Consider the following 12797-nt stretch of genomic DNA (forward strand, 5'->3'; position numbering starts at 1 on the left):
AGTCCGGCCGCCCCCGTGCGGCCCGTGACCGCATCGAAGTGCGAAGTGTGGAGCTGCGCATGTCCTCCGAAAAAGTCGTCGAAGCCCTCCGTGCCTCGCTGCGGGAGAACGAACGGCTGCGCAAGGCCAACCAGCAGCTGGAGCAGGCGAGGACCGAGCCCGTCGCCATCGTCGCCATGGCCTGCCGCTGGCCCGGCGGGGCCGACACCCCGGAGGACTTCTGGCGACTCCTCGCCGACGGCACCGACGCAATGACCGGCTTCCCCGCCGACCGGGGCTGGGACCTCGACACACTGCTCCAGCACGACGACGGCCGCGGCAGCGCCGCCGCCCAGGGCGGCTTCGTCCGCGACGCCGACCGCTTCGACGCCGCGTTCTTCGGCATCTCCCCGCGCGAAGCCCTCGCCATGGACCCCCAGCAGCGGCTCCTGCTGGAGGTCGCCTGGGAGACCGTCGAACGCGCCGGACTCGCCCCCGCCGCCCTGCGCGGCAGCAGCACCGGCGTATTCGTCGGCGCCAGCAACCAGGAGTACGGATCCGGGCTGCGCGCCATCCCCGAAGAGGTCGAGGGCCACATCCTCACCGGCAACACCGGCAGCGTCGTCTCCGGCCGCGTCGCCTACACCATGGGCCTGGAGGGCCCCGCGGTCACCGTGGACACGGCCTGCTCCTCGTCCCTGGTCGCCCTGCACCTCGCGGTGCACGCCCTGCGCGCGGGGGAGTGTTCCCTCGCCCTCGCCGGTGGCGTCGCCGTCATGTCCACCCCCGGCGCCTTCGTCGAGTTCAGCCGCCAGGGCGGCATGGCCACCGACGGCCGCTGCAAGCCCTTCGCGGAGGCCGCCGACGGTACGGGGTGGGGCGAGGGCGCGGGGCTGCTGCTCCTGGAGCGGCTGTCCGACGCACGGCGCAACGGGCATCCGGTGCTGGCAGTGATCCGGGGCTCGGCGGTGAATCAGGACGGGGCGTCGAACGGTCTGACGGCGCCTAATGGTCCTTCGCAGCGGCGGGTGATCCGGGCGGCGTTGGCGTCGGCGGGGTTGTCGGCTGCTGATGTGGACGCGGTGGAGGCGCACGGTACGGGGACGACGCTGGGTGACCCGATCGAGGCGCAGGCGCTGCTCGCGACGTACGGGCAGGATCGTGAACGGCCGTTGTGGCTGGGGTCGGTGAAGTCCAACATCGGGCACACGCAGGCTGCCGCCGGTGTCGCGGGCGTGATGAAGATGGTGCTGGCGATGCGGCACGGGGTGCTGCCGCGGACCCTGCACGTGGACGCGCCGTCGTCGCATGTCGACTGGTCGGCGGGGGCCGTCGAACTCCTTACAGAGAACCGTGAGTGGGACACCCCGGAGGGCAGGCCGCGCCGGGCGGGAGTGTCGTCGTTCGGTATCTCCGGGACCAATGCGCATGTGGTGTTGGAGTCGGTGGCGGCTGAGTCGGGTGCCGGGGCCGAGGCTGTGGGTGGTTTCGGTGGTGTGGTGGTGTGGCCGTTGTCGGCGCGGGGTGAGGGGGCGTTGCGGGCTCAGGCGGGGCGGTTGCTGGAGTCGGTGGCTGGTGGGGTGCCGGGTTCGGTGGCTGATGTGGGGTGGTCGCTGGCGTCGACTCGGTCGGTGTTCGAGGACCGTGCGGTGGTGGTGGGTGCGGACTGGGACGAGTTGCGGTCGGGGCTGGGGGCGTTGGCTGCGGGGGAGCCTCATGCGCGGGTGGTGCGTGGTGGGGTGGTGCGGGGGCGTACGGCGCTTTTGTTCGCGGGGCAGGGGTCGCAACGGCTTGGTATGGGGCGGGAGTTGTATGCGGCGTATCCCGTTTTCGCGGCTGCGTTTGATGCGGTGGATGCTGAACTGTCCTTTGATTTGAAGGCGGTTGTGTTCGGTGGGGACGCGGACCGGCTGCAGCGAACCGAATTTGCTCAGCCCGCGCTGTTCGCGCTTGAGGTGGCTCTGTTCCGGTTGCTGGAGTCCTTGGGCGTCCGCCCGGACGTGCTCGCGGGACACTCGATCGGCGAGATCGCTGCCGCGTATGTGGCGGGGGTGTGGTCGCTGGCGGATGCGTGCCGTCTGGTTGCTGCGCGGGGCCGGTTGATGCAGGCGCTTCCGGCGGGCGGTGTGATGGTGGCGGTGCAGGCCTCGGAGGGCGAGGTGTTGCCTCTGCTCACAGGCGAGGTGGGTATCGCCGCTGTCAACGGCCCGAACGCTGTGGTCGTCGCGGGCGCGGCGGAGGCTGTGAACTCGGTTGTCAGTCACTTCCGGGAGCAGGGCCGCAAGGTCACCGCCCTGCGTGTGAGCCATGCTTTCCACTCGCCGCTGATGGAACCGATGCTCGCGGAGTTCCGTGAGGTCGCTGCGAGCCTGACCTACGACCGCCCCAGGCTCCCCGTCGTCTCCACGGTCACCGGACTCCCTGCCACCGACGACGAGCTGACCTCCCCCCAGTACTGGGTCGACCACGTCCGCCGCACCGTCCGCTACGCCGACGCCGTACGCACCCTGGCCGACGACCACACCACCGCCCGCTTCCTGGAACTGGGCCCCGACGGCACCCTGTCCGCGCTCGCGCAGGCCGTGCTGCCTTCGGCGGCGCCGGAAGTCGAGCAGCACGTCGTCGTGCCCGCGCTGCGCAAGGAGGGCCCGGAACCGGTCGCCTTGCTCAGCGCCGTCGGCGCGCTGCACGCCGCCGGCCTCACTCCCGACTGGTCCGCGCTGTTCCCCGGTGCCAAGGCCGTCGCCCTGCCGACGTACGCCTTCCAGCGGCAGCGGTACTGGCTGGCCGACGTCGCCGCCACCGTCGACGACGAGGGCGGCCGGGGCGAGGCGGTCGACTCGGCGTTCTGGGCGGCCGTATGCAAGGGGGACGTACGGGAGTTGGCGGGGCGGCTGGCGCTGGACCCCGATGTCCTGGCGCCCGTGCTGCCCGCGTTGACGGCCTGGCACCACAGCAGTGTGCGGCGTTCCACCGCCGCGTCCTGGCAGTACCGCGAGATGTGGACTCCCCTGGACGTACGGGAGGGTTCGCCGACCGGGGAGTGGCTGCTGCCCTACTGTGCCGACGACGAGGAGGCCGCCGAGACCGCGGCCGCCGTCGCCTCGGCGTTCGTCGCAGCCGGTGCCGAGGCGCGCACCCTGCCCGTCGCCCCCGACGCCGACCGGGCCCACATCGCCGCCGCCCTCGGGGAGTCGGAGAGCTCCACGACGGTCCTGTCCCTGCTCGCCCTGACCGAGACCCCGCACCCCGCCCACGACGAGGTGCCACTCGGTCTGCACCTCAACACGCTGCTGGTGCAGGCACTCGCCGAGTCGGGGACCGGGGCGCGGCTCTGGGCGGCCACGCGGTCCGCGGTGTCCGTCGGTGCCGCCGACCCGCTCACCCGGCCCGTGCAGGCCACCACCTGGGGCCTCGGCCGTACCGTCGCCGTCGAGCACCCCGACCTGTGGGCCGGACTCCTCGACCTGCCCGCCCGCCTCGACGAGCGGACCCTGACCCGGCTCGTGGCCTGCACGAACGGCGAGGACAACGAACTCGCCGTGCGGGACTCGGCAGTGTTCGCGCGCCGCCTCGTCCGGGTCGTCCGCGACGACAACGACGACCGTCCCGAGCCGCGCCTCACCGGCACGACCCTGATCACCGGCGGAACCGGCGTCATCGGCGCCCACGTCGCACGCCACCTCGCCCGACAGGGCGCCGAACACCTGCTCCTGGTCAGCCGACGCGGCCCCGAAGCCGCCGGTGCCGACGAACTCCGCCGCGAACTGGAGGAGTTGGGCGCCGAGGTCACCGTCGCCGCCTGCGACCCCGCCGACCGGGCCGCGCTGGACGCGCTGCTCGCCTCCCTGCCCGCCGACCGGCCCCTCACTGCCGTCCTGCACATGGCGGGCGCCCTCGACGACGCCCCGCTCACCGCCATGGACCCCGAGCGGTACGCCACCGTCCTGCGCGCCAAGCTGCTCGCCGCCGCCAACCTCGACGAAGCCACCCGCGAACTCGGCGAACAGGTCCGGACGTTCGTACTGTTCTCGTCGATCGCCGGTGCGCTCGGCGCTGCCGGGCAGGCCGGCTACGCGGCCGGGAACGCCCACCTCGACGCGCTGGCCCGCGCCCGCCGCGCCGCCGGGCTGCCCGCCACCTCCGTCGCGTGGGGGCCGTGGGCCGGTGGCGGCATGGCCGACGACCCCGCTGTCCTGGCCCGGCTGCGGCGCGGCGGCCTCACCCCGATGGAGGCCGAGCCCGCGCTCATCGCCCTCGGCCGGGTCCTCGCCCACGACGACACCTGGGCCCTGGTCTCCGACATCGACTGGGCCCGTATCGCGGAGGGGCGGCGCGGACTGCCGGGCGGCGCCCTGTTCAGCCGTATCCCCGAGGCCGCACAGGCCCTCGCCCCCACGGAGGACGCGCACGGCGGGGGACTGCGCGGCGAACTCGCCCCGCTGGGGCCGGACGAGCGCCGCCAGGTGCTGCTCAAGCTGGTCCGGACGAGCGCCGCCACCGCGCTCGGCCACCCCACACTCGAGAGCATCCGGCCGACCCGGGCGTTCCAGGACTGCGGCTTCGACTCACTCACCGCCGTCGAACTGCGCAACTTGCTCACCACCGCGACCGGTCTCCCCCTGCCCACCACCCTCGTCTTCGACCACCCCACCCCGGTCGCCCTCGCCGACCACCTGCTGCACGTCCTCGACGACGGCACCCTGCCCACCGTCACCGCCCAGGTGCGCGGCACCGCCGAGGACGAGCCCATCGCGATCGTCGCCATGGCCTGCCGTTACCCCGGCCGGGTCGGCTCGCCCGAGGACCTGTGGGACCTGATCAGCAGCGGCGGCGACGCCGTCTCCGCCTTCCCCGCAGACCGGGGCTGGGACCTGGAGGCGCTCCACGACCCCGACTCCCGCCGCCCGGGCACCAGCTACGTCGACGAGGGCGGCTTCCTCGACGGCGCCACGCAGTTCGACGCCGCGTTCTTCGGTATCTCCCCGCGTGAGGCCGTCGCGATGGACCCGCAGCAGCGACTGCTGCTGGAGGCGTCCTGGGAAGTCGTCGAACGCGCCGGGCTCGACCCGCGTTCCCTGCGCGGCAGCAGCACCGGCCTGTTCGTCGGCTGCGGCCACCAGGGCTACGGCACCGGCCTGACCGACGTTCCCGACGACGTACGCGGCCACCTGCTCACCGGCAGCGCCGCCAGCCTCGCCTCCGGCCGCGTCGCCTACGCGCTCGGCCTGGAGGGGCCCGCGCTCACCGTCGACACCGCCTGTTCGTCGTCGCTGGTCGCCCTGCACCTGGCGGTGCAGGCACTGCGCAACGGCGAGTGCGATCTCGCCCTCGCGGGCGGTGTGACGGTGATGTCGACGCCGGGTGTCTTCGTGGAGTTCTCCCGACAGCGGGGCCTGGCCGCCGACGGCCGGTGCAAGGCGTTCGCGGAGAACGCGGACGGCACCGGCTGGTCGGAGGGCGTGGGCATCCTGCTCGTGGAGCGGCTGTCGGACGCACGGCGCAACGGGCACCGGGTGCTCGCCGTGGTGCGGGGCTCGGCGGTGAACCAGGACGGGGCGTCGAATGGTCTTACGGCGCCCAATGGTCCTTCGCAGCAGCGCGTGATCCGGGCTGCGCTGGCGTCGGCGGGGCTGAGCCCGGCTGACGTGGACGCCGTGGAGGCGCACGGTACGGGGACGACGCTGGGTGACCCGATCGAGGCGCAGGCGCTGCTCGCGACGTACGGGCAGGGCCGTGAACGGCCGTTGTGGCTGGGGTCGGTGAAGTCGAACATCGGGCACACGCAGGCCGCGGCCGGTGTGGCAGGCGTGATGAAGATGGTGCTGGCGATGCGGCACGGGGTGCTGCCGCGCACCTTGCACGTGGACGAACCGACGTCCCACGTCGACTGGTCGGCCGGGGCCGTCGAACTCCTCACCGAGGCCCGGGAATGGCCCGTGGGGGAGGACCGTCCGCGCCGCGCCGCCGTGTCCGCGTTCGGGCTCAGCGGCACCAACGCCCACGTCGTCCTGGAAGAAGCCGACGGCGGTCTTCCCGTACCCGATCCGCGGCCCCCCGCCGATCTCGTGCCCTGGACCGTCTCCGCGCGCAGTGACGCCGCCCTGCGCGCCCAGGCCACCCGGCTCGCCGCGCATCTCCGTGCCCACCCCGAGGCGACGCCCGCGCAGATCGGTCACGCCCTCGCCACGTCCCGGTCCCTGTTCGAGCACCGGGCCGTCGTGATGGGTGACGACCGTGCCGGGCTCCTTGCCGCGCTTGATGCCGTCGGCCGCGGCGAGCCGCTCCCCGCCGCCGTCGTCGGCACGGCGGGCACCGAGGGCGGTGTGGCCTTCCTCTTCGCCGGACAGGGCTCCCAGCGGCTGGGCATGGGGCGCGAACTGCACGCCGCCTTCCCCGAGTTCGCGGACGCCTTCGACGCCGCCTGCGCCCACCTCGACAACCAACTGGGCCGCTCCCTGCGCGACATCGTCTTCGGCGACGACGAAGCGACCCTGAACCGTACCGAGTTCACCCAGCCCGCCCTGTTCGCCTTCGAGGTCGCCCTGTTCCGGCTGGTGGAGTCCTGGGGCATCCGCCCCGACATCCTCGCCGGGCACTCGATCGGCCAGCTCGCCGCCGCGCATGTGGCCGGGGTGTGGTCCCTGGAGGACGCCTGCCGCCTGGTCGCCGCGCGCGGTCGGCTGATGCAGGCGCTGCCCGAGGGCGGTGCCATGGTCGCCGTGGAGGCGTCGGAGGACGAGGTACTGCCCCTGATCGGTGAGCGGGTCGGTATCGCGGCTGTCAACGGCCCTCGGGCCGTTGTCGTCTCCGGTGCCGCCGAGGCCGTGGAATCCGTGGCCGCGCACTTCCGCGAGCAGGGCCGCAAGGTCACCGCGCTGCGCGTCAGCCACGCCTTCCACTCACCGCTGATGGAGCCGATGCTGCGGGACTTCCTGCGCGTCGCCGAGAGCCTCACCTACCACCGGCCGCACATTCCCATCGTCTCCGACCTCACCGGCACCCTCGCCGACCCGGGCGAGCTGTGCGCCGCCGGCTACTGGACCGCCCACGTCCGTCAACCCGTCCGCTTCGCCGACGACATCCGACGACTGCGCGAACAGGGCGTCACCCGCTACCTCGAACTCGGCGCCGACGGCACCCTCACCGCCCTCGCCCGCGCCTGCCTCGACGACCCCGCCGCGGGCACCCTCACCGCCCCACTGCTCGTCCCCGCGCTGCGCAAGGACCGCCCCGAGATCCCCGCCCTCTACGACGCGCTCGCCCGCCTCCACGTCCACGGCGTCGACATCGACTGGACCCCCGCCTTCGGAGCCCCGCCCGGCGCCCCCGCCGTCGACCTGCCGACGTACCCCTTCCAGCGCGAGCGCTACTGGCTCGACGGCACCGCCCCCGACGCCCCGGCCAGGCGCACCGCGGCGGACACCGTCGACGACCGGTTCTGGGAGGCCGTCGAGTGCGAGGACGTCGACACCCTCACCCACACCCTCGGCATACCGGCCGACGAGATCGGCACCGTGGTTCCCGCCCTCGCCTCCTGGCGCAGGCGGCAGCGGCAGCAGACCGCCGTGGACGCCCTGTCCTACCGGGTGACATGGCAGCCCGCCACCACCACGTCCGACGGCGGCGACGAACCGGCCGACAGCCGCTGGCTGCTCCTCCTGCCCGGCACTCCCGCCGACGGCGACCCGGCCCCCGACGCCGTCGTCACCGCCCTCGGCGGCCCCGACCGCGTGGCAGTCCTCGAACTCACCGAGAACGACCGTACGGACCGCGCCGCCCTCGCCGACCGGCTGCGCACGGCGACCGCGGATCACCCTGTCCGGGGCGTACTCGCCCTCACCCACCTCGCCGCCACTCAGGGCCTGCCCCTCGGCCCCGCCGTCGTCGCAACGCTGCTCCAGGCGTCCGGGGACGTGGGTTTCCAGGGCCGGGTCTGGGCGCTGACGCGGGGCGCGGTGTCGGTGGGCCGTTCGGACGGCGCGCCGGATCCGGCGCAGGCTGCGGTGTGGGGCCTGGGCCGGGTCGCGGCACTGGAGTACCCGGACCGCTGGGGCGGTCTGCTCGATCTGCCCGACACGCTCGACCGACGCGCCACGGCCCACCTCAGGACAGCGCTGCTGTCCTCGGGCCCCGAGGATCAGCTGGCTGTGCGGCCTTCGGGTGTCTTCGGGCGCCGGCTGGAGCGGGTCGCCCCCGATGACGGGGCGGCCTGGCAGCCGCGCGGCACGGTGCTCGTGACCGGTGGTACCGGTGCGTTGGGTGCGCGGGTGGCGCGTTGGGCGGCCGAACAGGGCGCGGAGCACCTGGTGTTGGTGAGCCGTCGAGGGCCGGACGCGCCGGGCGTGACGGATCTGCGAGGTGAGCTGGAGTCGGCGGGCGCGCGGGTGACGGTCGTGGCGTGTGACGTGGCCGACCGTGAGGCGTTGGCCGGGCTGCTGGCGGAGCATCCGGTGGATGCCGTCGTACACACGGCCGGTGTGCTGGACGACGGTGTGATCGACGCGCTGTCGCCGGAGCGCTTCGCGGGCGTGCTGCGGGCGAAGGCCCTGGCCGCGCTGCACCTGGACGAGCTGACCCGCGACCGCGACCTGGACGCCTTCGTCCTCTTCTCGTCCATGGCCGGCACCCTCGGCACCACCGGTCAGGGCAACTACGCCGCCGCCAACGCGTTCCTCGACGCCCTCGCCGAACGCCGCCGCGCGGCCGGGCTGTCCGCCACCTCGGTGGCCTGGGGCCCATGGGCGGACGGCGGCATGGCGGACGAGGAGGTCGTGGCCTGGCGCATGCACCGGGGCGGCGTCCTGCCCCTCCAGCCGGACCTCGGCATCCTCGCCCTGGCACGCGCGGTCGGCGCCTCCAGGGCAGCCGCCGTCATGGTCGCCGACATCCGCTGGGGGGAGTACGCGCCGCCGTTCACCATGACCCGGCCCAGCCCTCTCATCGAGTCGCTGCCCGAGGCCCGGGCCGCCGTCGAGGATGCCGGCGCCGCCTCCGAACGCTTCGGCCGAGGCGACGGTTCCGGCCTGCGCGACCAGCTCACCGGCCTGACCCCGGCCGAGCAGGAACGCGTCCTGCTCGAAATGGTCCGCCTCTGCGCGGCCGGTGTCCTCGGTTACTCCGGTGCCTCCGCCGTGCCCGCCGAGCGCGCCTTCCGCGACCTGGGGGTCGACTCCCTGACCGCCGTCGAGCTACGGGGCACGCTGGCCCTGGCGACGGGGGTTCCCCTCGCGGCAACGGTCGTGTTCGACTATCCGACCCCCGTGGCACTGGCCCGCTATCTGCGTGAGCAACTGCTGGGCGAACTCGGGGAGTCGGAGTCCACGACTGCGGGTGCGGTCACTGCCTCGGACGATCCTGTGGTCATCGTGGGCATGGCTTGCCGCTTCCCGGGTGGGGTGAGCGACCCGGAGGGTCTGTGGCGGCTGCTGTCCGAGGGCGGGGACGCGGTGGGGCCCTTCCCTGCGGATCGCGGCTGGGATGTGTCCGCGCTGTACGACCCCGACGGCGGGCGTCCTGGGACGAGTTACGTAGATGTCGGCGCGTTCCTTGAGGGGGCGGGCCGGTTCGACGCGGGCTTCTTCGGGATGAGCCCGCGTGAGGCGCTGGCGGCGGATCCGCAGCAGAGGCTGCTGCTGGAGACGTCGTGGGAGGCGTTGGAGCGGGCGGGCATTGCTCCCCGGGGTCTACGGGGCAGCCGTACCGGGGTGTTCGCGGGGACGAACGGCCAGGACTACGCGGGAGTGCTCCTCGCCTCGGACGAGGATGTGGAGGGGTACGTCGGAACGGGTAGTGCGGCGTCGGTGCTGTCGGGCCGGGTGTCGTACGTGCTGGGTCTGGAGGGCCCGGCGGTGACCGTCGACACAGCTTGCTCGTCGTCGCTGGTTGCGTTGCATCTGGCGGTGCAGGCGCTGCGGGCGGGTGAGTGTGATCTGGCGCTGGCCGGTGGTGTGACGGTGATGTCGACGCCGGGTGCGTTCGTGGAGTTCTCGCGGCAGCGGGGGTTGGCTGCTGACGGCCGGTGCAAGGCGTTCGCGGAGGGTGCCGATGGTACGGGCTGGGGCGAGGGTGTGGGTGTCCTGGTTGTGGAGCGGCTGTCGGATGCTCGGCGCCTCGGGCACCGGGTGCTGGCGGTGGTCGCCGGTTCGGCGGTGAACCAGGACGGTGCGTCGAATGGCCTTACGGCGCCGAACGGTCCGTCGCAGCAGCGGGTGATCCGGGCTGCGCTCGCGGGTGCCGGGCTGAAGCCGTCGGACGTGGATGCTGTGGAGGCACATGGCACGGGCACGTCGCTGGGTGACCCGATCGAGGCGCAGGCGTTGCTTGCCACGTACGGGCAGGACCGGCCTGACGAACGGCCGTTGTGGCTGGGGTCGGTGAAGTCGAACATCGGGCACACGCAGGCGGCGGCCGGTGTTGCCGGGGTCATCAAGATGGTGCTGGCGCTGCGGCATGGCGTCTTGCCGCGCACGCTGCACGTGGACGAGTTGTCGTCGCGCGTCGACTGGTCGGCCGGGGCTGTGGAGGTGTTGACCGAGCCCCAGGACTGGCCGGGCGTCGAGGGACGGACCCGCCGCGCCGGTGTGTCGGCGTTCGGGGTCAGCGGTACCAACGCCCACGTGGTGCTGGCGGAGGCGCCGGTCGAGGATGCGGTCGACGAAACCCCGGTTGATGTCGACGGGTTGGTTCCGTGGGTGGTGTCGGGGCGTACGGCTGCGGCGCTGCGGGAGCAGGCGGGGCGGTTGGCGGAGTTCGTCGCGTCGGGTGAGGGTGTGTCTCTGGCGGGGGTGGCGTCGTCGCTGGTGCGGTCGCGGTCGTTGTTCGAGCACCGGGCCGTGGTGTGGGGTGGCGATCGGGAGGAGTTGCTGCGGGGCCTGGTAGCTGTGGCTTCGGGTGAGGTGGCTGTGAACTCGGTCAACGGCCTGGCTCGGCGTGATGTGCGTACCGCGTTCCTGTTCGCGGGGCAGGGTTCACAGCGGCTTGGTATGGGGCGGGAGTTGTACGAGGCGTATCCCGTCTTCGCCGATGCCTTCGACGCCGTATGCGCGCACCTGGACGCCGAGCTGACGCGCCCGCTGCGGGAGGTGGTGTTCGGTGAGGACCAGGAGCTGCTGAATCGCACGGAGTTCGCGCAGCCCGCGCTGTTCGCGCTTGAGGTGGCTCTGTTCCGGCTGCTGGAGTCCTTGGGCGTCCGCCCGGACGTGCTCGCGGGACACTCCATCGGCGAGATCGCTGCCGCGTATGTGGCGGGGGTGTGGTCGCTGGCGGATGCGTGCAGGCTGGTTGCCGCGCGGGGCCGGTTGATGCAGGCGCTCCCTGACGGCGGCGCGATGGTGGCGGTGCAGGCCTCGGAGGGCGAGGTGTTGCCTCTGCTCACAGGCGAGGTGGGTATCGCCGCTGTCAACGGCCCCAACGCTGTGGTCGTCGCCGGCGCGGCGGAGGCTGTGAACTCGGTTCTCAGCCGCTTCCGGGAGCAGGGCCGCAAGGTCACCGCCCTGCGTGTGAGCCACGCTTTCCACTCACCGCTGATGGAACCGATGCTCGCGGACTTCCGCAAGGTCGCCGAAAGCCTCACCTACGAGCAGCCGAAGCTGCAGATCATCTCCACCGTCACCGGCGAGGAGGCCACCGGCGACGAGCTGACCTCCCCGGACTACTGGGTGCAGCACGTACGGGCAACGGTGCGGTTCGCCGACGCGGTACAGGCACTCGCGGAGCAAGGCGTGGGCCGCTTCCTGGAGCTGGGCCCCGACGGCACCCTGTCCGCGCTCACCCAGGGCTGCCTGGAGGAGACCGCACCCGCGATACCCGTACTGCGCAAGGACCGCCCCGAAGCCGACTCCTTGCTGACCGCGCTGGCGCGCCTCCACGTCGACGGGGCAGACGTGGACTGGGCGGCCCAGCTCCCAACGACAGCCCCCGTCCCTCTGCCGACGTACGCCTTCCAGCACGAGACGTACTGGCCGGCCCCCACACGCACGGAGAAGGCCACCGGTGCGGGTGAGATCGACGCCCGTTTCTGGGAGGCGGTCGAGCGCGAGGATCTGGAGTCGCTGGCCGGGGAGTTGGACCTGGAGGCCGAGGTGGTGGGCCAGGTACTGCCCGCCCTGACCTCCTGGCACCGCCGGAGCCGGGAACAGGCCGAGTACGACCGGTCCCGGTACCGGGTGCGCTGGCAGCCAATAAGCGGGATGAGCCGCAGTACCACGTTGGAGGGGCGCTGGCTGTTGGTTGCCCCCGCCGGGCTCGCCGAGGACCCCTGGGCCGTGTCGGTCCGGGACGCCCTGACTAGCGCGGGTGCCGACGTCGAACTGCTGACTTCGGCGACCGGAGCGGACCGAGTCTCGGTCGCAGGGCTCCTTGCGGGCATCGGGCCCGTCGCGGGCGTGGTGTCGTTGCTCGCCCTCGCCGACGGCGCGTGCGACGGCACTCCTGCGGCCGTCTCCGCCACTCTCACCCTCGTTCAGGCGCTCGGCGATGCCGGGGTGACGGCGCCGTTGTGGGCCGCGACGCGGGGCGGGGTGTCGGTGAGCCGGGCCGACGGTGCGCCCGATCCTGTCCAGGGCGCCGTGTGGGGCCTTGGGCGAGTTGCCGCACTGGAGATCCCCGGGCGTTGGGGCGGTCTCATCGACCTCCCCGACTCCCTTGACGCGAAGGCGAGTTCCGCACTGGCGGTTGTGCTGGCCGGGTTGGGGGAGGAGGACCAGGTCGCGGTCCGGGCGTCCGGTGTGTTCGGGCGGCGGTTGGAGCGCGTGCCTGCCGGTGACGGTTCCGTGTGGCGGCCGCGGGGGTCGGTGTTGGTGACGGGTGGTACGGGT

Annotated in this window: 1 protein-coding gene; it reads left to right on the plus strand. The window is 73.1% G+C overall.

The window, feature by feature from the left end; translation table 11 throughout:
* Positions 1 to 59: 59 nt before the first annotated feature.
* A partial coding sequence (locus GA0115233_RS41085; protein WP_093721359.1) for a type I polyketide synthase occupies positions 60 to 12797 on the plus strand: 12738 nt, incomplete at its 3' end.

Origin of the sequence: Streptomyces sp. DI166 (genome assembly GCF_900091315.1) — a bacterium.
Classification (GTDB): Bacteria; Actinomycetota; Actinomycetes; order Streptomycetales; family Streptomycetaceae; genus Streptomyces; species Streptomyces fuscus.